Source organism: Dietzia sp. ANT_WB102 (genome assembly GCF_008369165.1).
Classification (GTDB): Bacteria; Actinomycetota; Actinomycetes; order Mycobacteriales; family Mycobacteriaceae; genus Dietzia.
This window is the reverse complement of the sequence record NZ_VOBA01000002.1, coordinates 203,766-230,214: the sequence shown is the minus strand read 5'-3', so window position 1 is coordinate 230,214 and position 26,449 is coordinate 203,766. Positions and strand designations below refer to the sequence as shown.

Sequence of the window (26,449 nt, the reverse complement as noted above, 5' to 3'; positions counted from 1 at the left end):
GAAGGCGATGCTGTGTTTACTCGGGCTGACAAGCGGAAACCCCGCCGGTGGACGAGCCTACCGACGGGGTTCCCGGGACCTGCGCCCGTGGGTGAGTACGGGCGGGCGGTCAACCCTTCTGCGGAGAGGAGCCTCGCTGGGCCATATCCTTGGCCGAATCCGGGTCCTGGGACTTGGCCCGGCCGCCAACGTGCGCTTCCGCCCGCATCCGCTCACTCATGTGCGGGTAGTGCAGCTCGAACGCAGGACGCTCGGAGCGGATCCGCGGCAACGTCACGAAGTTGTGGCGCGGCGGCGGGCACGACGTCGCCCACTCGAGGGAGTTGCCAGCACCCCACGGATCGTCAACGGTGACGATCTCGCCGTAGCGCCAGCTCTTGATGATGTTCCAGATGAACGGCAGCATCGCGATGCCGAGGATGAACGAGCCGACGGTCGAGATCTGGTTGAGGACGGTGAAGTTGTCCGTGTCCAGGTAGTCGGCGTAACGGCGGGGCATGCCCTGGTTACCCAGCCAGTGCTGGACCAGGAACGTGGTGTGGAAGCCAATGAAGATCAGCCAGAAGTGCAGCTTGCCGAGCCGCTCGTCGTACATCCGACCCGTCATCTTGGGGAACCAGAAGTACACGCCGGCGAACGTCGCGAACACGATGGTGCCGAAGAGGGTGTAGTGGAAGTGCGCCACGATGAAGTAGGTATCCGAGATGTGGAAGTCGATCGGACCCGACGCCATCATGACACCGGTCAGCCCACCAAAGAGGAAGGTGACGATGAAGCCGAGGGCGAACATCATCGGCGTCTCGAACGTCATCTTCCCGCGCCACATCGTGCCAATCCAGTTGAAGAACTTCACGCCGGTCGGGACCGCGATGAGGAACGTCATGAAGGAGAAGAACGGCAGCAGCACCGCGCCGGTGACGTACATGTGGTGCGCCCACACAGCCATGGACAGTGCGGCGATGGCCAGCGTCGCGAAGACCAGACCGGCGTAGCCGAACAGCGGCTTGCGTGAGAAGACCGGGAACACCTCGGAGACGATGCCGAAGAACGGCAGCGCGAGGACGTACACCTCAGGGTGCCCAAAGAACCAGAACAGGTGCTGCCACAGGATGGCTCCACCGTTACCCGGATCATAGATCCGACCACCGAAGGTGCGGTCGTAGAACACACCCATTGCCGCCGCGGTGAGCAGCGGGAAGATGAGCAGGATGAGGATCGACGCCACGAGGATGTTCCACGTGAAGATCGGCATCCGGAACATGGTCATGCCCGGTGCACGGAGGCAGATGATCGTGGTGACGAAGTTGACGGCGCCGAGAATGGTGCCGATACCGCCGATGCCCACGCCGAGGATCCACAGATCCGCGCCGACGTTCGGTGAGTGGATCTTGTCGGCCAGCGGCATGTACATCGTCCAGCCGAAGGACGCCGCCCCACCGGGAGTCAGGAAGCCCGACAGCATGATGATGCCGCCGAACGTGAACAGCCAGAAGCCGAAGGCGTTGAGTCGCGGGAACGCCACGTCGGGCGCGCCGATCTGCAGCGGCATGACGTAGTTCGCGAACCCGACGACGATGGGCGTCCCGTACAGCAGCAGCATGACGGTGCCGTGCATCGTGAACAGCTGGTTGAACTGCTCGTTCGACAGGAACTGCATGCCCGGGAAGAAGAGCTCCGCCCGGATGAGCAGCGCCATGAGGCCGCCGATGAAGAAGAAGATGAAGCAGGAGACGATGTACATGATGCCGAGCATCTTGTGGTCAGTCGTCGTGAGCATCTTCCACACGAACGAGCCCGGCCGGGCGTTACCCGTGGGTTCACCCGGCGGGTGGTCTAGTTCGTGGACCGGCTTGGGGGCCACTGCGGTCATAAGGGTCCTCCTGAACGCCTCACCCGACGTCGTGGGTCGAACCACCGACCCCACGTCGAACGCATAGGAATAGTGCGTGACCGCAATCCTAACCTCTGCCTGAGAGCGATGCCCACCCGCCCCGCCCAACTTGTCACCTGTGGTCACCCCCGGTGATCCGGGCAGCTTTCGGTACGCCCGACGGGCGCCTCGCCACAGTCTGTGACCTCCGCCTGAGCAAGGTTCACGGACAGATCTCCTAGGCTGTTGTCCCATGAGTCATTCCGTGCCCGTCCCCGATCGTCGCCCTGCACGGGGGCACGCGCGGCGCGCCGCCCGGGCGGCCGTTCCCCTGGCATTGGGGCTGACACTGGTGGCGTGCGGCCCCTCCCCCGTCGACATGGTCGAGCACCCCATGACGACGACGCCGTCACGGATGGCGGGCGAGGAGCTGCAGCGCTCGGCTGAGCCCGAGGAGTCGTGCGCCCCGGCGCCGTTTCCATCGGAGTTCCCTGGTGCGGGTGACCGCCAGGTCCCCACCGAAGGGCCGGGCCCGGACACGGTGACGGTTCCGCGGTCGCCGGAACGGATCCTCGCGCTCGGTACGGGAGCGGTGGACACTGCTTGCGCACTCGGCCTGCAGGACCTCCTCGTCGGCACCTCCGGCCTGCCATTCGACGCCGATGTCTACCTGCCCGCCTCCCTCGTCGGACTACCGTCGATCGGTCTCGACACCGGGACGGATGCGAAGAAGGTCGAGGAGGCCGCGCGGAAGCTACGACCGGACCTCATCGTTGTGGCAGGATCACTGGAACTCGATTCGACCATCGTCGCGGCGCTGGGAGATGTCGCCCCCACGGTCGTCTACGACGCCGATGTGCTCGACTGGGCCGACGGCACCAAGTCGATCGCCGACGCCTACGGTCGGCCCCGAGCCGGCGGCGATCTCCTACTGGGTGTGATCGAACAGGCTCGGCGCGTCGCCAGTGCGGCTTCTCCATCAGATACCCGAGTCTCCCTAGTCTCGGTGACCGGCGGGGACGGTGATGGTGTGGCGGTGCAGCGTGCGGACACGCTGGGTTCTCTGATGCTGGAGGCCGTGGGTGCCGAGCGTCCGCCCGCGCAGCGCACGCGCGACGGCGAGCGCGTCCCTCCACTGCCGGAATCCCCTGCGCTCGGTGACGAGATGGACGGTGACGTGATCTTCGCGGTCGTCGGCGGCGAACCGGGTGCCGAGGATGCGGCGCGAGAGGTCTTCGCCTCCGACAGGTGGATGGCGCTCGAGGCCGTGGGGGCCCGACGCATGTTCGTGATGGACCGGGCCGTGTGGGAGGGTGCCGGGCCGGTGGCGGCACGCGCGGTTCTGGAGGACATCCGGAGTTCGATCAACGGGATCGCCCCCGACGGCTAGTCGCAGACACCGCCCCCGCCTGCGGACCGACGACGCCCCTGCGACCGTGCGCGGTCGCAGGGGCGTCGTGCGTCAGTTCTGGTGGGTCAGTGCTGACCGGGTCAGAAGTCCCAGTCCTCGTCCTCGGTGGCGACGGCCTTGCCCATGACGTACGAACTGCCCGAGCCCGAGAAGAAGTCGTGGTTCTCGTCGGCGTTGGGGCTGAGTGCCGCGAGGATGGCCGGGTCGACGTCGGTCTCGTCCTTGGGGAACATCCCCTCGTAGCCCATGTTCATCAGCGCCTTGTTGGCGTTGTAGCGGAGGAACTTCTTGACGTCCTCGGTCCACCCCACCGGGTCGTAAAGGTCCTCGGTGTAGTCCGCTTCGTTGTCGTACAGCTCGAACAGCAGCTCGAAGGTGTAGTCCTTGAGCTCGTCCCGCTCGGCCTGGGTGACGTGCTCGAGTGCGCGCTGGTACTTGTAGCCGATGTAGTAGCCGTGCACGGCCTCATCGCGGATGATGAGGCGGATGACGTCTGCGGTGTTGGTGAGCTTGGCCCGCGACGACCACCGCATGGGCAGGTAGAAGCCCGAGTAGAACATGAACGACTCGAGCATCACCGAGGCGATCTTCCGCTTGAGCGGATCGTCCCCCGCGTAGTACCCCAACACGATCTTGGCCTTGCGCTGGAGGTAGGGGTTCTCCTCGGCCCAGCGGAACGCATCGTCGACCTGCGGAGTCGAGCACAAGGTGGAGAAGATGGTCGAGTAGCTCTTGGCGTGCACCGACTCCATGAACGCGATGTTGGTGAGCACCGCCTCCTCGTGGGGGGTCGAAGCGTCGGGGATCATGCTCACCGCGCCAACAGTTCCCTGAAGGGTGTCCAACAGCGTGAGTCCCGTGAAGACGCGAGCGGTGAGTTGCTGCTCGTACTCCGTCAGGGTCTGCCACGACGGAATGTCGTTCGAAACCGGGACCTTCTCCGGCAGCCAGAAGTTGGTCGTCAGGCGACCCCACACCTGGTCGTCGACCTCGTCGGGGATGCGGTTCCAGTTGATGGCCGACACCCTGTCGACGAGCTTGGGCTGGATGCCGGCGGCGGGACTGTGGGATCCCGGAGCGTGGAGCTCGGCGGTCATCGGATCTCCTCCTGGTGGCGGGTGATGTGCGTGGCGCGGAACGGCAGCCGCGGGGTCAGAGCATGCACGAGACGCAGCCCTCGACCTCGGTGCCCTCGAGTGCGAGCTGACGCACACGGATGTAATACAAGGTTTTGATTCCCTTGCGCCATGCGTAGATCTGGGCGCGGTTGACGTCACGGGTTGTGGCGGTGTCCTTGAAGAACAAGGTCAGTGACAGGCCCTGGTCGACGTGCTGGGTCGCCGCCGCGTACGTGTCGATGATCTTCTCGTAGCCGATCTCGTACGCGTCCTGGTAGTAGTCCAGGTTGTCGTTCGTCAGGTAGGGCGCCGGGTAGTAGACGCGCCCGATTTTTCCTTCCTTACGGATTTCGATCTTCGAGGCGACCGGATGGATCGACGAGGTCGAATTGTTGATGTAGCTGATCGAGCCGGTGGGCGGGACAGCCTGCAGGTTCTGGTTGTAGATGCCGTACTTCTGCACGTCGGCCTTGAGCGCGCGCCAGTCGTCCTGGGTCGGGATCGAGACCTCTGCCTCGGCGAAGAGTTCACGCACCCGCTCGGTGGCCGGCTCCCACACCTGGTCGGTGTACTTGTCGAAGAACTCGCCCGAGGCGTACTTGGACTCCGGAAACCCCGCGAACCAGGTCCCGCGCTCGCGTGCGATGGCGTTGGACGACCGGAGCGCGTGATAGAGCACGGTGTAGAAGTAGATGTTCGTGAAGTCCACGCCCTCCTCAGATCCGTAGTAGATCCGCTCCCGTGCGAGGTAACCGTGGAGGTTCATCTGGCCGAGGCCGATCGCGTGGGACTCCGAGTTGCCCCGCTCGATCGATGGGACTGAGGCGATCGAGGTCTGATCAGACACGGCGGTCAGGCCGCGGATCGCCGTCTCGATGGTCTGCCCGAAGTCGGGCGAGTCCATGGCCTTGGCGATGTTGAGGGAGCCGAGGTTGCACGAGATGTCCTTACCCACGTGGGAGTAGGTGAGGTCGTCGTTGTAGGTCGACGGTGTGGATACCTGGAGGATCTCTGAGCACAGGTTGGAGTGCGTGATCCGACCGGCGATCGGGTTAGCCCGGTTTACCGTGTCCTCGTACATGATGTACGGGTATCCCGACTCGAACTGCAGTTCAGCGACGGTCTGGAAGAAGTGTCGCGCGTTGATCTTGGTCTTCTTGATCCGACTGTCTTCAACCATCTCGTGGTAGTTCGCCGAGATGTCGACATCAGCGAACGGCTTGCCGTAGATGCGTTCGACGTCGTACGGCGAGAACAGGTACATGTCGTCGTTACGCTTCGCCAGCTCGAAAGTGATGTCCGGGATCACGACACCAAGCGAAAGCGTCTTGATTCGGATCTTTTCGTCCGCATTCTCACGCTTGGTATCGAGGAACTTGAAGATGTCCGGATGATGGGCGTGCAGGTACACCGCGCCAGCGCCCTGACGTGCGCCGAGCTGGTTCGCGTAGGAGAAGGAGTCCTCGAGGAGCTTCATCACGGGGATGACACCCGAGGACTGGTTCTCGATGTGCTTGATGGGTGCGCCGTGCTCGCGCAGATTGGACAGCAGGAGTGCGACCCCGCCGCCGCGCTTGGACAGCTGCAACGCCGAGTTGATGCCGCGACCGATGGACTCCATATTGTCCTCGATGCGCAGCAGGAAGCAAGATACGGGCTCGCCGCGCTGCTTCTTACCGGAGTTGAGGAAAGTCGGCGTAGCGGGCTGGAAACGGCCCTCGATGATCTCGTCCACCAGTTGGCGGGCCAGCTTCTGGTCGCCGGCAGCGAGGGTGAGCGCGACCATGCAGACGCGATCCTCGTAGCGCTCGAGATAGCGCTTCCCGTCGAACGTCTTGAGCGTGTACGAGGTGTAGTACTTGAACGCACCCAGGAAGGTCTGGAAGCGGAACTTCTTGGCGTAGGCGTAGTCGAACAGTTCACGCACGAAGTTGCGCGAATACTGGTCCAGCACCTCGCGCTCGTAATAGTCCTTCTCGACCAGGTAGTCGAGCTTCTCGTCGAGGTTGTGGAAGAAGACCGTGTTCTGGTTGACGTGCTGGAGGAAGTACTCGCGCGCGGCCTCTCGGTCCTTCTCGAACTGGATGTTCCCGTCCGCGTCGTACAGGTTGAGCATGGCGTTGAGCGCGTGGAAGTCCAGACGCTGCCCCTCGGTCGCCATGGTGCCGGTGCTCTCGGGGGTCACTGTTGGTGCTGCCAAAACTCTTCCAATCCCTCTCGGACGCGGATGACGTCCTCGTGTGTACCCATCAACTCGAAGCGATAGAGGTACGGGACCCCCAGCTTTTTCGCGATTACATCGCCGGAGCGACCGAAGTCGCTTCCGAAGTTGGTGTTGCCGCCGGCGATGACTCCCCGGCAGAGACTTCTGTTGTGCTCGTCGTTGAGGAACGCGACCACCTGTCGCGGGACCGCGGCCCCGTTCTTCCCGGTTATTTCGAGGCTTCCCCCGTATGTCGGGACGATCAGAACATACGGATCCGACACTGTCGGCATCGGTTCAACCCTGCGCACCGGTATGCGCAGTGCGGGAAAACCTACCCGCTCGACGAATCGTTTCGTGTACTCGGACACGTTGGAGAAATAGACGATCCTCACCGGCTCCTCGGCCGGCATCGGAGCCGCCATCGCTGCCCCCTTGTCGAAGGAATTCTGGTGCTACCGCTTCGTCAGGCCGCGACGGAAGCCAAGGCCTTGATGCGGTCCGGGCGGTAGCCGGACCAGTGGTCAGACCCGGCGACCACCACGGGTGCCTGGAGGTAGCCGAGGGCCATGACGTATTCCCGAGCCTCATCGTCCATCGAGATGTCAATGATCTCGTATTCGATGCCCTGCTTGTCGAGCGCCTTGTAGGTGGCGTTGCACTGGACGCAGGCGGGCTTGGTGTAGACGGTGACCATGTGTCTCAGGACCTCTTTCGGCACGGCGCCCTGACGGCGCGAGGGGCTCTTCCAGTGACGGCCTCCCGGCCCGGGCACACGGCCCGGGCTGTGGATAACCGCGGTGTCTGTCGGGGGTTACGGTCCGAATCCCACGAATGGCATTCTCCGGCGCCGCAACACCTCTAGACACTACCCCTAGTGGCCGATGAGTCAATCGACCACAACATTTTGGTCTTACATCCCTGGTATTCCCAGGTCGCAATCCCGCCTTGTGGACACTTCGGTCCCCCGGTGGGAACTTCGCCCGGCGAACCTTCGCCCGGGGGCGCGTTCACCCACAGTCGCACGCCGGAGACCGTCCCGAACCGTCGGGTCGACATCCCACAGGACCTCCCCAGAGGCCCCACAGATTGTCCCCACACACTCCACAAGAGGCCCGCCCGCATGACCGCTCCTCCGCGAGGCGCGGCGACGCCGTTGTCGGGCCAGGACACCCCGCGCACCGAGTCACCGTCGGCCCGGGAGCGCGCCGCGGGAACGCAGTCTGGCGGGGAAACGACGACGAGGGCCCGCCGCCGGCGAACCGGTGGCGGGCCCTCGTGGGTGCGTGAGGACTCACGCGGACGCATCAGCCCTGACGGGCCTTGAACCGGGGGTCCTTGCGGTTGATCACGTAGACCTTGCCGCGACGACGGACAACCTGGGCGCCCGGCTTGTTCTTCAGCGACCGAAGGGACTTGCGGACCTTCATCTGGCGCTCCTTAGGCTCTCGGGGCGACCGTTATGGCCGCCGACACGACTGGGGATCACTGTGCGACACGTCCGCCCCAGGGGGCGGATGCACGACACACAACTGGTCCATCGTAACGGACGGCCCGGCCAGAACTCCAACCGGCGCCGGACCGCCCCCCACGCTCGCCAGGGATGTCACACGGGCGTCGCACACAGTTCCTATGCTGACGCAATGACCGAGATCCCGACCGACCGCGGCGACCTCCGCGCCACCATCATCTCCGAACTCGGCGTCCGTCCCGACATCGATCCCGCGCGGGAGGTCGAGTCGCGGGTCGCGTTTCTCGTGGACTACCTGCGCTCCACCCCCGCCACAGGCTTCGTCCTCGGCATCAGCGGTGGGCAGGACTCCACCCTCGCGGGCCGGCTCTGTCAGCTCGCCGCTCAGCGCCTGCGGGATGAGGGGATGTCGCAGGCCCGGTTCGTGGCCATGCGTCTGCCCTACGGAGAGCAGGCGGACGAGGCCGACGCGCAGACGGCGCTGGAATTCATCCAACCGGACGCGTGCCTCACGGTGAACGTCCGCGCAGCGTCCGACGCCGCGTCCGACGCCGCATCCACCGCGCTCGCGGCCCTGCCAGACCAGGCGGGGCCGCTCCGTGACTTCGTCCGCGGCAACGTCAAGGCGCGCGAGCGGATGATCGCCCAGTACGCCGTGGCCGGGCAGCTGAACCTCGTCGTCGTCGGTACAGATCACGCTGCGGAGGCGGTCACCGGCTTCTTCACCAAGTACGGCGACGGCGGTGTAGACCTGACTCCCCTGGCCGGTCTCACCAAACGTCAGGGCGCGGCGCTGCTGCGCCACCTCGGCGCGCCGGATTCCACGTGGCGCAAGGTCCCCACGGCCGACCTCGAGGATGACCGTCCGGGCCTGCCTGACGAGGCCGCGCTCGGCGTGACCTACGCCCAGATCGACGACTACCTCGAGGGCCGCGACGGCGTCCCGCCCGAGGCGTCCGCGCGGATCGAGCGGCACTTCCTTAGCTCTCGGCACAAGCGCACGGTCCCCGCCACCCCCTTCGACACGTGGTGGCGCTGACCGCGCAGCCCCGACAGCGACAGATCAGCGCAGCAGTGACCACACCGTCTCCAGCGCCTCACTCGTGCCGGGGACGTCGTAGGACTGGGTGGTGAAGACCGCCGCGGCCCGCCGGCGGCGACGGTCGACGTAACCGATGGTTCCCAGTCCCCCGGCCCACCCGACCGCACCGTCCGCACGGACCTCCACCTGAAACCCATAGCCACAGCCGGACTCCACGAAGCCCTCAGCGCTCGCCTTCTGCGTCGGGGTCAGATGATCGGTGGTCATCAGCCGCGCGCTCTCCGCGTCGAGCACCGGGCCACCGTCGACCAGCACCGACAACAGGTGCAGGTAGTCACCGACAGTCGAGACGAGCCCGCATGCCAGGGATTCGAACACCGGTGGTGACGAGAACCTCCCCTCGGTGTCGAGCGGCCGCGGTCGGCCGTCGGGCCCGGCGCCGTACGAGGTGGGCAGGCGGCCCGGAACGACCGTGAAACCCGTGTCCGTCAGCCCCAGGGGGCCCGTGATGTGCCCGGCGAGCAACTCCCCCACCGATGACCCGGTCACGCGCGCGAGAAGCACCCCGAGGATGTCGCTGCTCGTGTGGTACCACCAGCCCAGTCCCGGCTGACCCACGAACGGCAGTTCCGCCAGACGCCGGAGGTACTCGCCCGGCGGAACGGTCGGTGCGAACGGGCCGGGGGCGACGCCACGGGCGGACATCGCCTCCGTCAGCGCCGGATTCTCCCCCGCCCATCCGACGCCCGCGGTCATGGTGAGTAAATGCCGAAGCGTGACGGGTCGCTCGGCTGGGACTGTCCGATCCAGCGGGCCGCCCGGGTCGACGAGCACCCGCGGCGCAGCCATCTCGGGAAGGTGGGGGCTCACCGGGTCCTCGAGATCCAACACACCGCGTTCGACGAGTCGCATCGCGAGGATCCCGCCGACCGGCTTGGTGTTGGACGACAGCGGGAACACCGCGTCCTCCTCGAGCGCGGGCCCGCCCACAGCGCGGGTGCCGCCGGAGACGATCTGGGAACTCCCGCTCTCCCGGACGCCGCACACGTACCCGATCAGCCGACCGTCGTCGACCAGTCGGTCAAGCACGGCGGCGATCTCCCCAGGTTGCGCCATGCACCCGAGACTACGGTCGGCGACCACTCTGCGGAGGACGCCAAACGACGATGTCCCGGGACGTCGTTTCCGACCTCCCGGGACATCGTCCTCGGTGGAGCTAAGGGGACTCGAACCCCTGACCCCCACACTGCCAGTGTGGTGCGCTACCAGCTGCGCCATAGCCCCGTATCGATTTGTCCACCGGGCACCTCTCGGTGACCGGCCCGACTTAAGTTACACCACCCCGGTTCGAGCCTCCAAATCGGGTTCGGCCCCGCCGGGAAGGCGGGGCCGAACGCCGCACGTTCGCGTCCGGCAGGACCGCCGGACGCCTCTCCGGAAAAGCTACGCGAGAATGTCCTGGAGCCAGGCCGCGTTGCTGATCTCGACGACCTTGCCCTCGTACGCGACCGTCGGGGTGGACACGCGATCGGTGATCTCCCGGATGCTCTTCTGAGCGTTGTCGGCACTGTCGGACGCCTTGTCCATGCCCCCGTTGGTCTCGACGTTGCCGATGCACTCCACGGTGTCAGCGTTCGCACCAGCAGCCTCGGCGCTGCCCGCGAGCTCCCGGGTGGAGCGGTCGCCGCCGCCCTCCGCGGGCTGCTCGGCGAAGAAGGCGTTCTTGACGTCGAAGAACACAGGCAGGGATTCCTTGGCCGCCACACACTGGATGGCGGCGAGGGCACGCGTGGAGTACTCCCCGGACCCCGACTGGCCGTTGAGGAAGTTCAGGGTGTGGTACTCGACCCGCAGATCCCCGGCCTCCACGGCCTTGGAGATCGACTCACCGTACTGCGACTCGAACGAGCCGCAGGCGGGGCACATGTAGTCCTCCCAGATCTGCACGGTCGGCGCGCCCTGGGGGCCGACGACGACGACGCCGGCCTCTGTGATGTCGATGAGGTCATCGCTTGTTTCGCCGAACGTGATGGGGTTGGACTCTCCGCCCCGCTGTGCCATCCAGACGACGCCGCCGAGAACCACGACAGCGACCGCGATGAGCGCGACGACGGTGATGATCATCCCGTTATTTGATTTGGTCTGGAGGACCTTGGTGCTTCTGTTGGGCTTGGCGTTCACGTGTACGCGGGCCTTTCTCTACTGGGAGTCCGTCGACCTCTTCCGGGTGACCGGCACTAGGGAGAGGGTACAGAAGCTGCGCCCCCTCCCCCGATCCCCCGGGGAGGCTAAGCAACCGAAATGCACCACACCCCCGGTCGGTGACGACCGGGGGTGTGGCCCGAATGGTGGAGCTGCCGGGAATTGAACCCGGGTCCTCCGCAGCATCGGCAGGGCTTCTCCGTGCGCAGTCCGCGTTGGTCTCTGCTCGGATCTCGCCCTCATGCGGACATGTCGGCGATGACGATCCCAGTCACTGTGTGATGTCCCGACCCACCCCGTGACCGGGTGAGCCGGTGATCTCTCTAGATGATGCCGGTGACCGGGGCGAGAGCGACCCCGGGCCGACAGACTACGAGCTCGCTATCAGGCAGCGAGGGCGTAGTCGCGCTGATTAGTATCGGCGCGTAATTGGTTGCCACGACGCTTACGGTGGTCTCTGGCCTGCACCGGCACGCTTCCCCTGCGTCAGCTCACGTAGTCGAAACCACATCAGCCCCTCGCAGGTCCCACCGATTTTCGCCGGTGGACTACCTAATGTAACACGACCCGGACCTCTTCGATTCCCGGCAGCCGCCGGCGCACCACAAGCTGACCGCCGCTCAGGCCTTCATGCCCTTGATCTTCCTGCCCAGTTCGCTCACGGCTTCGCGCTCGGCGGTCCGGCGGGCGATGTCTTGGCGTTTATCGTGGGCCTGCTTACCCCGCGCGACAGCCAGCTCGACCTTCACGCGTCCGTTCACGAAGTAGAGCGATAACGGGACGAGGGTGGCGTTGCCGTCGCGCACCTTGCCCACGAGCGAGTCGATCTCGCGGCGGTGCAGCAGGAGTTTTCGGGCACGCTTCGGGGCATGATTCGTCCAACTCCCGTGCGAGTACTCGGGGATGTGGAGCCCGCGGAGCCACACCTCGCCGTCGTCAACCGTCGCGAAGGCGTCGACGAGTGAGGCCTTGCCCTCTCGCATGCTTTTGATCTCGGTCCCCACGAGAGCGATGCCTGCCTCGTGGGTGTCGAGGATGTGGAAGTCATGCCGAGCCTTGCGGTTGCTCGCGACGATACTGCCGTCGGTACCGAGGGACGACGCGCCCTTCTTCTTGTTCTTCTTGGCCACGCCGGTTCACCTCCATGTTGCCGTTCCGCAGCCCCCAGAGTCTAGAGGGAACGGTCGGTTAGTGCCGAACCGTCAGCCTCAGGGTGACCCACGCCGTGAGTGCGGAGACCACCGCGCCGGCCACCACGAGCCCCGGAGCGAGCACGAGAATGTCGGAGGTGGTGATCCGTTCGACCAAATTCGCGCGGTAGGCCTCCGCCAACACCCTGTCGAGGAAGACGTTCTTCGCCACCAGGAGGCCACCCACCGCCAGGAGGGCACCCGTCACCGCCGCGATCACCGCCTCGAGGACGAACGGGAGTTCGGTGTACCAGCGGCTCGCGCCCACCAGTCGCATGATCCCCAGCGCGGTCCGCCTGGTGATCGCCGCGATCTGGGTCATGTTCGCGATGAGCAACACGGTCGCCACCAGTTGGATGACCGCGATCGCGAAGGCCGCATTGCGGACCCCGTCGAGAACTGAGAAGACGCGTTCGACCAGTTCGCCCTGCCCCTGGACGATCTCGATCCCCGACACCTCGGACAGGTCCTGCGCCACGCCCTCAGCTCGGGTGGGATCGGTCAGGGTGAGGGTGAACCGCGAGCCGAGTGCATCCGGGGAGGTGGACTCCACCAGCACCGGGTCGGTGGAGGCGAACAACTCGACGAACTCGGCGTAGGTCTTTTGGGGGTTCTTGTACTCCACCGAGGCCACCCCGTTCGTCGCCTCGAGTTGCTCTCGGATACGGCCGCACTCGGCTGTACATTCCGGGTCTTCGACGGAGATCGACCGGTCCACGTAGACACGGAATTCGTTGAGGTAGTCGTACTTGGCCTGACTGGCGGACGCGGTCATGGCCACGAGCAGCCCCGCACCCAACATCCCCAGCGCCACGGCGGTGGTGATGATCATGGCCAACGTCATGGACAGGTTGCGTCGCAACCCCTGCGCGACCTCGGACGCGACGAACGGGACGGCCATCAGCGGTCCACCCCGTAGGTCCCGCGGGCGTCGTCGCGCACGACCGCACCGTCGACCAGTTCCACCACGCGTCTCCGCGAGCGGTCCACGATGTGCCTGTCGTGCGTGGCCATGAGCACGGTGGTCCCCGTCCTGTTAATCCTGTCGAGCAGCAACATGATGTCCTCGCTGGTCTCGGGATCGAGGTTGCCCGTCGGCTCGTCCGCGAGCAGCAGCACCGGCCGATTGACGAATGCCCGAGCGATCGCAACCCGCTGTTGTTCTCCCCCGGAGAGTTCGTGTGGTCGGCGATCGGCCTTGCCTCCCAACCCGACCATGTCCAGAGTCTCCGGCACGACCTTGTCGACCGTGCGACGGGACTTGCCGATCACCTGCAGTGCGAACGCGACATTCTCCGCGACCGTCTTGTTCTGCAGCAGGCGAAAGTCCTGGAATACACAGCCGAGGGTGCGCCGCAGAACGGGCACGTCGGAGCCCTTCATGCGCGTGAGGTCGTGGCCGGCCACGACGAGGGTGCCCGAGTCCGTCCGGTCTTCCCGGAGGACGAGCCGCAGGAACGTGGACTTGCCCGATCCGGATGCACCAATGAGGAACGCGAACTCGCCGTCCCCGATCTTCACGCTCACGTCGGACAGGGCCGGGCGCGTCGAGGACGGGTACGACTTCGTCACATGGGAAGCACTGATCACCCCGACAGGCTAACCGCAGCCGGATCCGGTACTGGACGGTCGGGGCCTTCACACCACCTTGCGGACCTCCCGCTTGAGGATTTTCCCGGACGCGTTGCGGGGGATCTCGTCGAGGACCACGAGGTCATGTGGCAGCTTGTAATGGGCTATCCGCTCGCCGCAGAACTCGCGCAACTCGTCGATGTTCAGCTCCGACCCATCGGCGAGTGTGACGACGGCGACAATCGATTCACCGAAATCAGGATGCGGACGGGCCACCACTGCACAATCCAACACTGCGGGGTGGGCGGCTACCGCGCCTTCGACCTCCACCGAATACACATTGCGACCGCCGGTGATGATCATGTCCTTGAGTCTGTCGACGACGGTCATATATCCATCGCCGTCGAGGAGCGTCAGGTCACCGGTGTGCAACCAACCATCGACAATCGTCTCCGACGTCTGCTCCGGCTTGCCCCAATAGCCCTTCATGACGCTGAGTCCCCTCAGCACCATCTCACCGACCTCGCCAGGGGCAACATCCTCCCCGTCCTCATCGACCACCCTGACCTCGAGGTTGATCAACGCACTACGCCCGGACGCGTCGGGGCGCGCCACCACCTCTTCGTGGCTGGCAAAGATACCCCCCGGCCCGGCCTCGGTCTGTCCACACAGTTGCATGAACTCCACGCCGGGGAAGGTCGCGACCAGTTTCTCCACTGCTGTCGCAGCCATTGGAGCGGCCCCGAACATGCCCGTGCGCCAGGCGGACACGTCACGATTCTCGACTCCCGGAACGCGCAACAGGAACTGGAACATCGTGGGCACCCCGAACATCATGGTGATGCGTTCAGCTTCCATTGTGTCGAGGACCGCCGAGGGGTCGAAGCCGTCGTGGATGATGTGAGTGGCCCCGCAGAACGTGCCCGGCAACAGCATGAGGTTCAGTTCGGCGGAGTGGTACAGGGGTGCGACGTGCAACAGGCGGTCGCGATCCTTTAACCCCACGCAGGCGATGAACGCCGCCGTGTGCCACATGAGTTGTCGCTGGTCGAACAAGGCACCCTTCGGTTTTCCTGTAGTGCCCGAGGTGTAGAGGATCTCGGCGTCGTCATCTCCTGACACACCCACATCGACCGGGGTCGATGGCGCATCGTTCGCCAGGGCGGTGAGGTCCGGGTGGCTCTGGTCCTCTCCAAGACACATGATCGTCAGCTCGTCCGGGAGTCCCGATCCCGTCGCGGCTCGGACCGCTGCGGCGACCTTCGCCGCAAACAGCAGGACAGACGCACCCGAGTCCCTCACGAGATAGTCGATCTCCGGACCCGTCGAAGCCGGGTTCACGGGTACCACGACTGCGCCGACGCGTTGCGCTGCATAGAACGCGATCACGAACCAGTCGGTATTGGTGGACATCAGCGCGACGCGATCCCCTGTGTGCACCCCGCGGTCGCGAAGTACGTGCGCCGCGCGGTCGACGGCGCGGTTCAATTCGGCGTAGGTGTACCGCTGTTGGCGATAGACCAGCGCTTCTCGCTCCGGTACACGCCTGGCTGTGGAGCGCAGCGCGCTTTCGATGGTGGGTGTGGGTGCTGGTCCCTGAAGGGGCACGACGATACCTCCGCGATCGCAGACTTTGTTGTCCACGTCACATCTTGCCCCGACTTGGCCGTCATGGTGCCCACTCGCGTGATGGCGCCCACCCACTCCCGCCTACCGATCCGCTCTGCGGAGTTACGGTGAGCCCGTCGCCCCAGAGTTATCGGCGGGAGAGTCCTGTTGTTGCTGCTGGGCTGGCGCCTGCTGCTGCCCTGCATCGCCCGGCGTCGGAACCGCCGTGGCTGTCTGCTGCTGCTGCGGCGGCGGCGCGATCGAGACCGTCGTGTCACCGGACTGCGTGGACTCGGCGGAAGTCGCCGCGCTCGACGTCAACGCGGATGTGGCCTCCGTCGCGGTCTGGTCTGACGGCGTGGCTTCGGACGGGGTCACCGAGGTGGTAGCGGTCGGCTCACTCGTCGATGGGCCAGACGGTGTTCCGACTCGAACCACCGGGTCGTCCCGAACGAACAGGTACACCGCCCCCACCACCACAAAGGCGACCAGCAGGATCGCCGTGCTCCGCGACATGCGAAAGAACTCACCGAGAAGGGAGATGAACTTCGGCCGGGCTTTTCGCGACGGCGCGTCCGGCGACGTTGCCTTCCCCAATCCCAGAGGATCTCCACTGATCAGGGGTTCCCTGGTGGTACCCGCCGAGGGGGACTGCTCGTCGCCGGTGGGTTCCACGCCGAAGCGGGCGGTGTCGTCGTCCTGTGATCCCGCCATCAGACGCTCTCCTCCCCGGTCTGCGGGCGCAGCATGCCGGCACGGATCGCAGCCAGCGCTTCCGGCTCCAGAACGATGCCCTCCTGGCGGAACCGGCGGAGGATGACCGCGCGCATCCGTCGCCCCACCTCCCACTGCATTCCCGGCTTGGTACGGGCGAGCAGTCTGATGACGGTCTGCTCGAGCCGGATGGATTGCACACCCATCACGGTGGGCTCGTCGAGGATGTACTCCCCCACCCGGTCATCGTTGACGATGTCCCGGCAGACGGCCGAAAGCACCTCGTTTGCCGTGTCCATGTCGGCGTTGTTCGGTACCGGCACATCGATGATCGCCCGGGCCCAGTCCTGCGATTGGTTGACTGCGGTCACAATCTGCCCGTTCGGCACGATGACCGCCTCGCCGTCGAGGGTACGCAGACGGGTGACCCGGAGCGTGACATCCTCGATCGTCCCGGCGGCGACGCCGGTCGAGGTCGTGAGTTCGACGATGTCGCCGTATCCGTACTGGCGCTCGGCGAGCACGAAGAAGCCGGCGAGGAAATCCTGGACGATCTTCTGCGCGCCGAACCCGAGGCCCGCACCGAGCACCGTCGCCGGCGCCACCAGCGTGACGAGGTTGACGCCGAAACGCAGCAGGATCTGGATGCCGAACAGCATGTACAGGACACCTACCGCGACATACGAGACCACCTGGATCACCGAATGCAGGTGTTTGGACTCCTCCGACCAGAACTCGTCGCCGGCGTGTCTGGCGTCCAGCCGACCGGTCCACATCCGGGCGATCTTGGCGATCACCCGGGTCAGCAGAGCGGCCCCGAGGATGAGGAGGACGACCTCCAGGCCTTCGTTACTGAGCCAGCCGCCGAGCCCGCCGAAGTCGGTCTGGAACGACACTAGGCGTCTGCCCCCTCCCGCATCCGCCAACGGATGCCGGCCTCGATGAACCCGTCGATGTCACCGTCGAGAACGGACGACGGATTGTTCACCTCATACTCGGTGCGCAGGTCCTTGACCATCTGGTACGGATGCAGCACGTAGGAGCGCATCTGATTACCCCACGAGGCGTTGCCGCCCGAACCCAGGGCGTCCATCGCAGCGCGCTCCTCCTGCCGCTTACGCTCCAGCAGCTTGGCCTGCAACACCTTCATCGCCGCCACCTTGTTCTGCAGCTGCGATTTCTCGTTCTGACACGTTACGACGATCCCCGTGGGGACGTGGGTGAGGCGGACTGCCGAGTCGGTGGTGTTCACGGACTGGCCGCCGGGGCCCGACGACCGGTACACATCCACGCGGACCTCGTTCTCCGCGATCTCGATCGAGTCGACGGTTTCCACCACGGGGAGAACCTCGACCTCGGCGAACGAGGTCTGCCGACGCCCCTGATTGTCGAAAGGGGAAATGCGGACGAGGCGGTGGGTGCCCTGCTCAACCGAGAGGGTGCCGTACATGTACGGGTCTTTGACCACGAAGGTCGCTGACTTGATGCCTGCTTCCTCTGCATAGGAGGTGTCGTAGACCTCCACCTTGTGGCCGGCCTTCTCCGCCCAGCGGATGTACATGCGCATCAGCATCTCGGCGAAGTCCGCGGCGTCGACGCCACCGGCGCCGGCGCGGATGTTGACCACCGCTTCACGTTGGTCGTACTCGCCACTGAGCATCGTCTTGACCTCCATGGCCTCGACGTCCTCACGCAGCTTCACGCGTTCAGCGTCCGCCTCCTCGACGGCACCGTCGCCCTCCTCCTCCGCCAACTCGTACATCAGCGGCAGGTCTTCGATCCGCTGCCGAAGGTCACGGCAGCGGCGCAGGTCGGCCTGGATGTAGGACAGCTCGCTGGTGACCTTCTGCGCCCGGTCCTGGTCGTTCCACAGGTCAGGGTCGGCGGCCATCTGCTCGAGCTCATCGACTCGGCGGGCGAGCTCCTCGATGTCGAGGACCTTTTCGACCGTGGTCATGGTCGCGTCGAGGGCTGCGATGTCAGCGGAGACTTCTGGGTGCACGGTATCCAACTCTACGCGGCCCGGACATCATTCAGCGTTTGACCACCCGCCCGCTTCGCGTGGCCTTCCACACCTCCGGTCGACGCCGCACGGGGGTAGCGTCGGATGCTGCGGACCCGCTACCGCCCGTGTTCAGCGAGCCGCCACGGCCCAGCGGAGGAAGTGAACGACCATGGACGCCCGCCACCCGGATCCCCTGCACGGCACGCCCACCTCGGAGATGACCGACGCCGACCTGGCCGCCCGCCTCGTCGTCGACGCGGGAACCCTCGCGCGGCGCCTACGCGAGAAAGGTCTCGACGTCCGGCGCAAAACCTCCATATCCGACGTCGTCACCGAGGCCGACGACGCCGCCGAGCGGCACATCACCGCGCTCCTGGCCGTCCACCGCCCTGACGACGGCATTCTGGGCGAGGAGGGCACCCTGGTCGCCGGCGATCGCGATCGGCGATGGGTCGTGGATCCGGTGGATGGCACCTACAACTTCGTCTCCGGTTCCGACTACTGGTGCTCTGCCGTCGCGGTCACCGGCGGCGACGACTATCTTCTCGGAGCCATCCACCGACCGCTGACCGGTGAGACCTTCGTCGGCGGATCCGATGTATCGACCCGCCGCAACGGAGTACCGGTGACGCGCCTGACCCCCGGGGACCTGGCCGCGGGCAGTCTCGCCACGTACCTCCATCCGCCCTTCTTCGACGATCCCCACCTGGCCGAGCCCTTCCACCGGGTCAGCCGGGGCGCTGCGACCATCCGCATGCTCGGGTCCGGATCGGTGGACCTGGCCTCCGTCGCCTGCGGGATCCACACGGTCTGGTGTCAGCACTCCTGCCCGGAATGGGATTGGCTACCTGGCCGCGCTCTCGTCGAGGGGGCGGGCGGGGTATGCACGACGGTCGAGGTCAACGGTTACGACTGGTTCGTCGCCGGCCGCCCCGGCGCGGTCGACCAGGCGGTCGCCCTTCTCCGCGGCTGACTCCCGCCCGACCAGCAGCGCGAACTTGTTCGGGGAATGTGTGGCGCGCGGAACTTACTCCGAAGTAAGGTGTGTGAGACAGCACCGTCCACCGTCCGTCACGAGAACAGCTGGTGATGATGAGCAAGAACCCCACAGCCCCGTCCACGACCGGACGCGCGGAGACCTCGACACCCGGCAAGAACCCCACACGCATCGACGCCATCGGCGCGGCGATGCGCGCGTTGACCACCATTACCGGCTCGGAGTTCGCAGAGCGCTTCGGGCTGCGGCAGAAAGTCGACCGGGTCACCTACGAGGCCACCAAGACCGGCTTCAAAACCCTCGGCGCCGCGACCAAGTCGTTCAAGAAGGTCTCCGCCGGAGGCGCGCCCAAGCGCCTGCCTGACGCCGACGCCGAGGCCCGGCCCGACCTGTTCGACCTCACGCTGGACGACGACCAGCAGATGATCTCCCAGACCGTGCGCGAGTTCGCCGCCGAGGTCATCCGACCGGCGGCCCACGACGCCGATGCCGCAGCCGAGGCACCCGCCTCGCTCCTCGAGCGATCGGCGGAGATCGGCGCGACCATGCTCAACGTGCCCGAGGAGTTCGAGGGCATCGCCTCCGAGCGCGGCGTGGTGACCAATTCCCTGGTAGCCGAGGCCCTGGCCTACGGCGACATGGGATTGGCGCTGCCGATCCTGGCCCCCTCCGGGGTGGCCACGACCCTGACGCAGTTCGGTTCGGACACCCAACAGAAGTCCTACCTACCGGCGTTCGCCTCCGAGCAGGTTCCCGCCGCCGCCGTCGTGGTGGCCGAACCGCGGCCGCTCTTTGACCCGTTCGCGCTCGAGACCACCGCCACGCGTACGGCTGGTGGATTCTCTCTGAGCGGCGTCAAGTCGATGGTGCCCACGGCCGGTAGCGCGGAACTCTTCGTCGTCGCCGCCTCTCTCGACGGCGCGCCGACCTTCTTCGTCGTGGAATCCGACACCGATGGACTCGTGGTGGAGGCCGACCCGTCCATGGGGCTGCGCGCCGCCGGGCTTGGCCGTCTCGTCCTCACCGACGTCTCGCTGCCCGCCGACGCGATTCTCGGCGACCCGGATGACTCCGCGGAGGACCGGTCCGCCGCCTACGCCGACATCATCCGTCTATCGCGGCTCGGCTGGGCCTCCCTCGCGGTGGGTACCTCCCACGCCGTCCTCGACTACGTGACCCCGTACGTCAAGGAGCGTCACGCCTTTGGCGAGCCCATCGCACACCGCCAGGCGGTCGCGTTCGCCGTAGCCGACATGGCCACCGAACTCGACGGAATGCGACTGGTCACCTGGCGAGGCGCGTCCCGCGCCGAGCAGGGCCTATCCTTCGCCCGCGAGGCCGCACTCGCCCGCAAGATCGCCGCGGACAAGGGCATGAAGATCGGACTCGACGGCGTCCAACTTCTCGGTGGCCACGGATTCACCAAGGAGCACCCGGTCGAACGCTGGTACCGCGACCTGCGGGCCGTGGGAGTGGCCGAGGGCGTGGTGGTCCTGTGACGCTCGCCCGCTCCACCACCCTCCCGAACCGGACCAAGGACCTGAAGCGATGATCAACCTCGAACTCCCGACGAAGCTACAGGCGGGCGCGAACCAGGCCCGGCAGGTGGCCACCCAGATCTTCCGACCCGTCTCCCGCAAGTACGACCTCGCCGAGCACGAGTATCCCGTCGAACTGGACACGCTCAAGGCGATGATGGAGGCCATGGAGGACGCCGGAAAGGCTCCTTCCGGCGCCACGATGGGGTCCGGTGGCGCACCCCGGCGTGAAGGCGTGTCCAATGGCGGCAACATGAAGTCGCTGCTCAACATCATCGAGACCTGTTGGGGCGACGTCGGTCTAACACTGTCGATACCCCGCCAGGGACTGGGCAACTCCGCGATCGCGGCCGTGGCGAACGACGAGCAAATGGAGAAGTTCGGCCGGGTGTGGGCCTCGATGGCCATCACCGAGCCGGACTTCGGGTCAGACTCGGCGGCAGTCTCGGCCACCGCACGGCTGGATGGCGACGAGTACGTCATTAACGGCACCAAAATCTTCGTCACGTCGGGTGAGCGCGCGGACCACATCGTGGTGTGGGCGACCCTGGACAAGAGCAAGGGTCGCGCCGCCATCAAGTCCTTTGTCGTGCCGCGCGATCATCCCGGCGTCTCCGTGGACCGGCTCGAGCATAAGCTCGGAATCCGCGCCTCCGACACCGCACAGATCAGCTTCACCGACTGCCGCGTGCCGAAGGAGAACCTCCTGGGGGACCCGGAGATCCGTGTGGACAAGGGTTTCGCTGGTGCCATGCAGACCTTCGACAACACCCGCCCGTTGGTCGCCGGCATGGCCGTGGGTGTGGCGCGCGCCGCGCTCGAGGAGATCCGCACACTTCTCGAGGAGGCGGGAATGGAGATCGACTACGACCGTCCCGCCACCAGCCAGCCGGCCGCCGTGGCCAAGTATCTCGAGCTCGAAGCCGACTGGGAGGCGTCCTACCTGCTCACGCTGCGCGCGGCGTGGATGGCAGACAACAAGATGCCCAACACCAAGGAAGCCTCGATGTGCAAGGCCAAGGCCGGACGCACCGGTTCTGCCGTGACCCTGGGTGCGGTCGAGCTGGCGGGCAGCTACGGCTACTCCGAGCGCAGTTTCCTGGAGAAGTGGTCCCGAGACTCCAAGATCCTCGACATCTTCGAAGGCACCCAACAGATCCAGCAGCTCGTGATCGCGCGCCGAATCCTGGACCTGTCCAGCGCCGACCTGAAGTGAGCAGCTCGCGCCGCCCCAGCCGCGCGTAACTTGCGGGGACGAGTCCCCACCACAGACGAGGGGCCCGGTACCGATCACGTCGGTACCGGGCCCCTCTCAGCGCTACCCGCTTAAGCGCTACTCGTCTGAGAGCAGCGCGCCAGGCGCTCAGGCCATCTGGAAACCGCGTCCGGGCCAGTTTCGTGCAGTGGCATCGGCGACGACCGCGTCGAAGGAGTGTCCCAGTGCAGGCAGGAAGAACGGCGACTGCGCCGGGTGGATGCACGAGGGCAGGACTGAACCGAGGCTCCCGGCGGGACCGGCGGCGGGCGGCATGTGCCCCCCGGAGACGAGCCCCACAAGAAGACCGTCACGGGTGATGGGACCGCCGGAGTCGCCGTAGCCTGCGCACGCCTGGCTCCAGAACCGGTCGCCTTCACGTTGCCAGGTGATGCCGCAGGTGTGTCCGGTGGACATTCCGTCCTTGCAGACGATGTCACCGAACTCCGGGGCGGGCGCACGGCCCACGACGCCGGCCTGTCGGACGGGGACGGCAACACCCGGGTCCAGGCGGATCACCGAGTAGTCGAGGATCTCGTTGCGAGTGGCGATGGTGCCGATGACACCGGCTCCCTTGTTGTCCCGTAGGAAGACCGGGGCGTTGATCTGATCGCTGCAGTGGGCAGCGGTGAACGCGACCGGCGCTCCTGCGGCGTCATACCCGGCGGCGGTGATCGTGCATCCCGCCACTCCCCCGACCATGACCGGGGTCGCGCCCCCGACCGGCACGGCGGCCTGGGCCGCTGCGGGCGCCATCAGGGTGGCGGCACCGGCCATCGCGGCCGTCGCGACGAGCTTGCCCAGACGGGTGAACCTCATGAGCGTGTCCTTCCCACCGCGAGCAGAATGCCCGGGTATACGCCTTTGACAGGGTAGCGGCGATCGGCCGCCCGCGCACTATGCCGGGGTCCCGGGCGCCCTCCGCGTCGTTGGAGCACCGGCGTCGGCAGCCTTGCCCTAGTCAGCGCTCCTCAACTGTGATGCGGATAGTGGGGCACTCGTGTGGGTCGCCATCGATCTGAGCCCAGATGGCCGCGACGACGGGCTCCAGGAACAGCTCCCCCACCTGCCCCATCAACGTGCGTACCACCTGGACCTTGTCCGAGGACCGCGTCGAGGCGTGGCCACCTCGCCGCAAGCTGTCGACCTCCCTGGTGGTGAGCTCGACGATCGCCCGGAGAAGCGGGGCGCCCCGCCCGTCGGGCTCGAGGAGCGCCCGGTTGATGTATTTCACCAGCATCGGGTTGCGCTCGAGCATCTGCCGCACCGCGGCATCCCGGGCGGCCACGACCTCGACCGCCGATCCGGTGTGTTCGACGGTCGCCAGCGCCGCCACCACCTGCTCCACGACGAGTTCGTCGACGGCACGGCGCAGCCCCTCTTTGGTGCCGAAGTGGTGCTGTATCAGCCCGATGGTCACCCCGACCTCGGCGGCTACGCGGCGCATGGAGACTCGGTCCTCGCCGTGGCCGGAATACAGCTCCAGCGCCGCGTAGCGGATTCGGGCCCGTGCGGTGAGATCAGCGTCGGCGGGTCGTGGTGAGCCGCCACCCGCCACGGGTTCCACTGCGCTCACCCGCCCCACCTCGTTCCGCTGCGACGTGCGGCGCCTATGGGCACCGTCAAAGCGTTGACCATACACATGCATGCAGACCTATGCAGTTGTATGGTGATGGTTGTTATCGCCGCCACCGGCCCTCACCTCATCGCTGGAGACCCCGTGTTAGAAACCGCCCCTTTCCGATCCCCTTGGATGACCGAAGATCTGGACGCGCTGCGCACCCACACTCGTGCGTTCCTCGAAAAGGAGACCGCACCGAACCTGGAGCGGTGGGCCGAGCAGGGCGCCGTGGACCGTGAGTTCTGGAACAAGGCAGGCGATGCCGGGCTGCTGTGCATCTCCATCCCAGAGGAGTACGGCGGGGGCGGCGGCACGTTCGCCCATGAGGCCGTGATCGCCGAGGAGCAGGCCCGCGCACTCGATGACGGGTGGGGCAACTCGGTCCACAGCACGATCGTGGCGCACTACATTCTCCAGTACGGCACCGAGGAGCAGAAGCAGCGCTGGCTCCCGAAGCTCGCCACCGGCGAACTGGTCGGCGCCATCGCGATGACCGAACCGGGTGCCGGGTCGGACCTGCAGGCGCTGCGCACCTCGGCGACGAGGGACGGCGACGACTTCGTGGTCAACGGGTCCAAGACCTTTATCTCGAACGGCATGCACTGCGACTTGCTCGTTATCGTCACCCGCACGGGCGGTGAGGGCGCTCAGGGTCTGTCGCTCCTTGTGGCGGAGACCACCGACCTGCCGGGCTTCACCCGGGGCCGCAAGCTGGACAAGATCGGCCTGAAGTACCAGGACACGATGGAGCTGTTCTTCGACGACATGCGGGTGCCCGCCGGGAACCTCCTGGGCGGCGAGGATGGGCTGGATCAGGGGTTCATCCAGCTCATGCAGCAGCTACCGCAAGAGCGCCTCATCATCGCGGTGACCGCGGTGTCCGCAGCGGAGACCGCCGTGCAACTGGCGACGGACTACGCCAAGGAGCGCGAGGCGTTCGGCAAGCCCATCCTCAAGTTCCAGAACCTGCGCTTTGAACTGGCCGAATGCAAGACGGAGGCACTCGCGTCGCGCACCCTCCTCGATCACTGCATCGGCCTGCACCTCGAGGGCAGGCTGGATCCGTCGACCGCGTCGATGGCCAAGTATTACTGCACCGACAAGCAATGCGAGATCATCGACCGCTGCTTGCAGGTCTTCGGCGGCTACGGATTCATGACGGAATACCCGATCGCGCGGATGTACGCCTCAGCCCGCGTGCAGAAGATCTACGGAGGCACCAACGAGATCATGAAGGAACTGATCTCGCGGACCCTCTAGAGATCGGCGACGATCGCGCGTACGGCTAGAGATCGGCGACGATCGCGCGTACGGCGTCGCGGCCCGCCCGGTTGGCCCCCACGGTCGACTGGGACGGGCCGTAGCCGATGAGAAACAGCCTCGGCTCGTCGAGCGCCCGCCCGTCGGACACCCGGATGCCACCCTCGGGCGTGCGCAGCCCCAGCGGTGCCAGGTGGGCGACCGCGGGTCGGAAACCGGTCGCCCAGAGGATGACGTCTGCCGGTTCGAGTCGCCCGTCGGGCATCCGCACCCCGTCCGGCTCGATGCGGGTGAACATGGGGTGGCGGACCAGGACGCCGCGCTCGTCTGCGCGCTCGATCCACGGCGCCCGGTAGTTTCCGGTGACACTGATGACGCTCTGCGGGGGCAGGCCTCTCGCGGTGCGCTCGGCGACCTTGTCGATCGCGGCGGAGAAGTTCTCCGGAGCCGGGTCCGTCTCCCATTCGACCTCCCGCCGGGTCACCCACAAGGTGTCGGTGACGCGTGAGATCTCCTCCAACAACTGTGTCGCGGAGATCCCCGCGCCCACGATCACCACGCGCTGCCCGGCGAACTCGTCTGCGGCGACGTAGTCGTGGACGTGGAGCTGCCGCCCGCGGAACGTCTCGTGGCCGGGGTAGTACGGCCAGAAGGGCCGGGTCCAGGTGCCGGTGGCGTTGATGACGTACCGAGCCGCCCAGGTCTCGGGGCTCGGGTCATCAAGGTCGGTGACGAGGTCAGGGCGATGGGGTGCGCCGTCCCGATCGGTGACGACGACGAGTCGGTCAGGCCCCGGACCATCCCGCCCGGGCGCGGATCTGCGGACCGAGCGCACGCGGACCGGCCGTCGCACATGGAGCTGGAACCGGTCCTCGTAGTCGGCGAAATAGGGCGGCAGGACGTCCCGGCTCGGGGCTGTGCGGTCGACGTTCGGGACCGCCTGGCCCGGCAGCTCGAAGATCCCATTGACAGTGCTCATGGTGAGCGATTCCCAGCGGTGCCGCCACGCCCCACCTGGGCCGTCCTCGGCGTCGAGTATGACGAAAGAGCGCGCCCGCTCGCCTGCGCGGTTGATCGGGTCGAATCCCCGACGTCGGAGGTGGTAGCCGGCCGATAGCCCCGCCTGTCCGGCGCCGATCACCACCACGTCGACCCGGCGGTCAGGTGTCTCACGGGCAGGTGTCACGCCCCCATGGTCGGTCATCCGGCTCCTGAGCGGGAGGGAGGGCTCGCGACTCGGTGCCCGTGGGTGCGCGGGCTCCGGGTCACGAGCTGTGAGCCTGCGGGCGCGCAAGCCAATTCCCTGATCCCCTGATCGTCGCGCCGATACCCGGTCCGCTCCGTCAATCGAGTTCCAGAACACACCGCTGAC

Annotated in this window: 24 protein-coding genes, 1 tRNA gene and 1 other RNA gene; 6 read left to right on the top strand and 20 right to left on the bottom strand. The window is 66.3% G+C overall.

The genetic code is table 11. The features are described from left to right. Positions 1–109: 109 nt before the first annotated feature. The gene (gene ctaD, locus FQ137_RS12760; RefSeq protein ID WP_149292997.1) at positions 110–1,870 is read right to left on the bottom strand and encodes a cytochrome c oxidase subunit I; all 1,761 of its coding nucleotides are present in this window, start codon (positions 1,868–1,870) and stop codon (positions 110–112) included. Between the two features lie 253 nt (positions 1,871–2,123). Here ctaD and FQ137_RS12755 point away from each other — a divergent pair, with 253 nt between their 5' ends. Beyond that, positions 2,124–3,260 (top strand): ABC transporter substrate-binding protein, encoded by a 1,137-nt coding sequence (locus tag FQ137_RS12755; protein ID WP_255584278.1) that lies wholly within the window; start codon positions 2,124–2,126, stop codon positions 3,258–3,260. A gap of 101 nt (positions 3,261–3,361) precedes the next feature. On the opposite strand, the gene nrdF is transcribed toward FQ137_RS12755, so the two are convergent. From nrdF to ykgO, 5 genes are all read right to left on the bottom strand, one after another. Next, positions 3,362–4,378 carry a class 1b ribonucleoside-diphosphate reductase subunit beta gene (gene nrdF / locus FQ137_RS12750; RefSeq protein WP_149292996.1) on the bottom strand — a complete coding sequence of 339 codons (1,017 nt, stop codon included), beginning with the start codon at positions 4,376–4,378 and terminating at the stop codon, positions 3,362–3,364. A gap of 55 nt (positions 4,379–4,433) precedes the next feature. Further along, positions 4,434–6,560: a class 1b ribonucleoside-diphosphate reductase subunit alpha gene (gene nrdE, locus FQ137_RS12745; RefSeq protein ID WP_149293294.1), complete on the bottom strand. Its 2,127-nt coding sequence runs from the start codon at positions 6,558–6,560 to the stop codon at positions 4,434–4,436. Between the two features lie 20 nt (positions 6,561–6,580). After that, entirely contained in the window at positions 6,581–7,027 is a 447-nt protein-coding gene (gene nrdI / locus FQ137_RS12740; protein WP_149292995.1) for a class Ib ribonucleoside-diphosphate reductase assembly flavoprotein NrdI, read from the bottom strand. Between the two features lie 41 nt (positions 7,028–7,068). Then, positions 7,069–7,299 carry a redoxin NrdH gene (locus FQ137_RS12735; RefSeq protein WP_149292994.1) on the bottom strand — a complete coding sequence of 77 codons (231 nt, stop codon included), beginning with the start codon at positions 7,297–7,299 and terminating at the stop codon, positions 7,069–7,071. A 610-nt stretch (positions 7,300–7,909) separates the two neighbouring features. Further along, the gene (ykgO, locus tag FQ137_RS12730; RefSeq protein WP_010541956.1) at positions 7,910–8,032 is read right to left on the bottom strand and encodes a type B 50S ribosomal protein L36; all 123 of its coding nucleotides are present in this window, start codon (positions 8,030–8,032) and stop codon (positions 7,910–7,912) included. Between the two features lie 213 nt (positions 8,033–8,245). Between ykgO and nadE the strand changes: the two genes are divergently transcribed. After that, the gene (gene nadE / locus FQ137_RS12725; RefSeq protein ID WP_149292993.1) at positions 8,246–9,112 is read left to right on the top strand and encodes an ammonia-dependent NAD(+) synthetase; all 867 of its coding nucleotides are present in this window, start codon (positions 8,246–8,248) and stop codon (positions 9,110–9,112) included. A gap of 24 nt (positions 9,113–9,136) precedes the next feature. On the opposite strand, the gene FQ137_RS12720 is transcribed toward nadE, so the two are convergent. From FQ137_RS12720 to prfB, 11 genes are all read right to left on the bottom strand, one after another. Continuing rightward, complete coding sequence (locus FQ137_RS12720) at positions 9,137–10,231, bottom strand: serine hydrolase (RefSeq protein ID WP_149292992.1); 1,095 nt, start codon at positions 10,229–10,231, stop codon at positions 9,137–9,139. 95 nt (positions 10,232–10,326) lie between these two features. Beyond that, a tRNA-Ala gene (locus tag FQ137_RS12715) sits at positions 10,327–10,399 on the bottom strand. A 159-nt stretch (positions 10,400–10,558) separates the two neighbouring features. Then, a complete protein-coding gene (locus tag FQ137_RS12710; protein WP_255584276.1) occupies positions 10,559–11,296 on the bottom strand; it encodes a thioredoxin domain-containing protein in 738 nt (245 codons plus the stop codon). 165 nt (positions 11,297–11,461) lie between these two features. Beyond that, positions 11,462–11,835: a transfer-messenger RNA gene (ssrA, locus tag FQ137_RS12705) on the bottom strand. A gap of 102 nt (positions 11,836–11,937) precedes the next feature. Further along, entirely contained in the window at positions 11,938–12,447 is a 510-nt protein-coding gene (gene smpB, locus FQ137_RS12700) for an SsrA-binding protein SmpB (protein ID WP_149292991.1), read from the bottom strand. Between the two features lie 58 nt (positions 12,448–12,505). Further along, entirely contained in the window at positions 12,506–13,408 is a 903-nt protein-coding gene (gene ftsX, locus FQ137_RS12695; protein ID WP_149292990.1) for a permease-like cell division protein FtsX, read from the bottom strand. Further along, positions 13,408–14,097, bottom strand: coding sequence for a cell division ATP-binding protein FtsE (gene ftsE, locus FQ137_RS12690; protein ID WP_149292989.1), 690 nt, complete (start codon positions 14,095–14,097; stop codon positions 13,408–13,410). Before ftsE ends, ftsX begins: the two co-directional genes overlap by 1 nt. Positions 14,098–14,145: 48 nt before the next feature. Next, a complete protein-coding gene (locus FQ137_RS12685) occupies positions 14,146–15,687 on the bottom strand; it encodes a class I adenylate-forming enzyme family protein (RefSeq protein WP_255584273.1) in 1,542 nt (513 codons plus the stop codon). A gap of 123 nt (positions 15,688–15,810) precedes the next feature. Beyond that, entirely contained in the window at positions 15,811–16,401 is a 591-nt protein-coding gene (locus FQ137_RS12680; RefSeq protein WP_149292988.1) for a hypothetical protein, read from the bottom strand. Further along, positions 16,401–17,297, bottom strand: coding sequence for a mechanosensitive ion channel family protein (locus tag FQ137_RS12675; RefSeq protein WP_149292987.1), 897 nt, complete (start codon positions 17,295–17,297; stop codon positions 16,401–16,403). Before FQ137_RS12675 ends, FQ137_RS12680 begins: the two co-directional genes overlap by 1 nt. Beyond that, positions 17,297–18,403: a peptide chain release factor 2 gene (gene prfB / locus FQ137_RS12670; RefSeq protein WP_149292986.1), complete on the bottom strand. Its 1,107-nt coding sequence runs from the start codon at positions 18,401–18,403 to the stop codon at positions 17,297–17,299. The genes FQ137_RS12675 and prfB overlap by 1 nt, the downstream gene beginning before the upstream one ends. Before the next feature lie 172 nt (positions 18,404–18,575). Between prfB and FQ137_RS12665 the strand changes: the two genes are divergently transcribed. The 3 genes from FQ137_RS12665 (at position 18,576) to FQ137_RS12655 (ending at position 22,157) form a co-directional block, all read left to right on the top strand. Next, a complete protein-coding gene (locus tag FQ137_RS12665; RefSeq protein WP_149292985.1) occupies positions 18,576–19,379 on the top strand; it encodes an inositol monophosphatase in 804 nt (267 codons plus the stop codon). 116 nt (positions 19,380–19,495) lie between these two features. Then, on the top strand, positions 19,496–20,902 hold the full coding sequence (locus tag FQ137_RS12660) for an acyl-CoA dehydrogenase family protein (protein ID WP_149293291.1): 1,407 nt from the start codon (positions 19,496–19,498) through the stop codon (positions 20,900–20,902). Between the two features lie 49 nt (positions 20,903–20,951). After that, positions 20,952–22,157, top strand: coding sequence for an acyl-CoA dehydrogenase family protein (locus tag FQ137_RS12655; protein WP_149292984.1), 1,206 nt, complete (start codon positions 20,952–20,954; stop codon positions 22,155–22,157). A 147-nt stretch (positions 22,158–22,304) separates the two neighbouring features. Here FQ137_RS12655 and FQ137_RS12650 read toward each other — a convergent pair whose 3' ends face one another. Together FQ137_RS12650 and FQ137_RS12645 are read right to left on the bottom strand one after the other, a co-directional pair. Beyond that, positions 22,305–23,015, bottom strand: a complete 711-nt coding sequence (locus tag FQ137_RS12650; RefSeq protein WP_149292983.1) for a S1 family peptidase — start codon at positions 23,013–23,015, stop codon at positions 22,305–22,307. Between the two features lie 142 nt (positions 23,016–23,157). Continuing rightward, complete coding sequence (locus FQ137_RS12645) at positions 23,158–23,772, bottom strand: TetR/AcrR family transcriptional regulator (protein WP_370452395.1); 615 nt, start codon at positions 23,770–23,772, stop codon at positions 23,158–23,160. 177 nt (positions 23,773–23,949) lie between these two features. On the opposite strand from FQ137_RS12645, the gene FQ137_RS12640 reads away from it, so the two are divergent. Further along, positions 23,950–25,077, top strand: coding sequence for an acyl-CoA dehydrogenase family protein (locus FQ137_RS12640; protein WP_188065021.1), 1,128 nt, complete (start codon positions 23,950–23,952; stop codon positions 25,075–25,077). A 25-nt stretch (positions 25,078–25,102) separates the two neighbouring features. Here FQ137_RS12640 and FQ137_RS12635 read toward each other — a convergent pair whose 3' ends face one another. After that, positions 25,103–26,281 (bottom strand): FAD-dependent oxidoreductase, encoded by a 1,179-nt coding sequence (locus FQ137_RS12635; protein ID WP_149292980.1) that lies wholly within the window; start codon positions 26,279–26,281, stop codon positions 25,103–25,105. Positions 26,282–26,449: the final 168 nt, after the last annotated feature.

What these genes read in the sequence shown, in the direction of transcription:
- ctaD (WP_149292997.1), bottom strand. Translation starts at nt 1,870, where the DNA reads ATGACCGCAGTGGCCCCCAAGCCGGTCCACGAACTAGACCACCCGCCG.
- FQ137_RS12755 (WP_255584278.1), top strand. Translation starts at nt 2,124, where the DNA reads ATGAGTCATTCCGTGCCCGTCCCCGATCGTCGCCCTGCACGGGGGCAC.
- nrdF (WP_149292996.1), bottom strand. Translation starts at nt 4,378, where the DNA reads ATGACCGCCGAGCTCCACGCTCCGGGATCCCACAGTCCCGCCGCCGGC.
- nrdE (WP_149293294.1), bottom strand. Translation starts at nt 6,560, where the DNA reads ATGGCGACCGAGGGGCAGCGTCTGGACTTCCACGCGCTCAACGCCATG.
- nrdI (WP_149292995.1), bottom strand. Translation starts at nt 7,027, where the DNA reads ATGGCGGCTCCGATGCCGGCCGAGGAGCCGGTGAGGATCGTCTATTTC.
- FQ137_RS12735 (WP_149292994.1), bottom strand. Translation starts at nt 7,299, where the DNA reads ATGGTCACCGTCTACACCAAGCCCGCCTGCGTCCAGTGCAACGCCACC.
- ykgO (WP_010541956.1), bottom strand. Translation starts at nt 8,032, where the DNA reads ATGAAGGTCCGCAAGTCCCTTCGGTCGCTGAAGAACAAGCCGGGCGCC.
- nadE (WP_149292993.1), top strand. Translation starts at nt 8,246, where the DNA reads ATGACCGAGATCCCGACCGACCGCGGCGACCTCCGCGCCACCATCATC.
- FQ137_RS12720 (WP_149292992.1), bottom strand. Translation starts at nt 10,231, where the DNA reads ATGGCGCAACCTGGGGAGATCGCCGCCGTGCTTGACCGACTGGTCGAC.
- ftsX (WP_149292990.1), bottom strand. Translation starts at nt 13,408, where the DNA reads ATGGCCGTCCCGTTCGTCGCGTCCGAGGTCGCGCAGGGGTTGCGACGC.
- FQ137_RS12680 (WP_149292988.1), bottom strand. Translation starts at nt 16,401, where the DNA reads ATGGCGGGATCACAGGACGACGACACCGCCCGCTTCGGCGTGGAACCC.
- FQ137_RS12665 (WP_149292985.1), top strand. Translation starts at nt 18,576, where the DNA reads ATGGACGCCCGCCACCCGGATCCCCTGCACGGCACGCCCACCTCGGAG.
- FQ137_RS12660 (WP_149293291.1), top strand. Translation starts at nt 19,496, where the DNA reads ATGATGAGCAAGAACCCCACAGCCCCGTCCACGACCGGACGCGCGGAG.
- FQ137_RS12655 (WP_149292984.1), top strand. Translation starts at nt 20,952, where the DNA reads ATGATCAACCTCGAACTCCCGACGAAGCTACAGGCGGGCGCGAACCAG.
- FQ137_RS12650 (WP_149292983.1), bottom strand. Translation starts at nt 23,015, where the DNA reads ATGAGGTTCACCCGTCTGGGCAAGCTCGTCGCGACGGCCGCGATGGCC.
- FQ137_RS12640 (WP_188065021.1), top strand. Translation starts at nt 23,950, where the DNA reads ATGACCGAAGATCTGGACGCGCTGCGCACCCACACTCGTGCGTTCCTC.
- FQ137_RS12635 (WP_149292980.1), bottom strand. Translation starts at nt 26,281, where the DNA reads ATGACCGACCATGGGGGCGTGACACCTGCCCGTGAGACACCTGACCGC.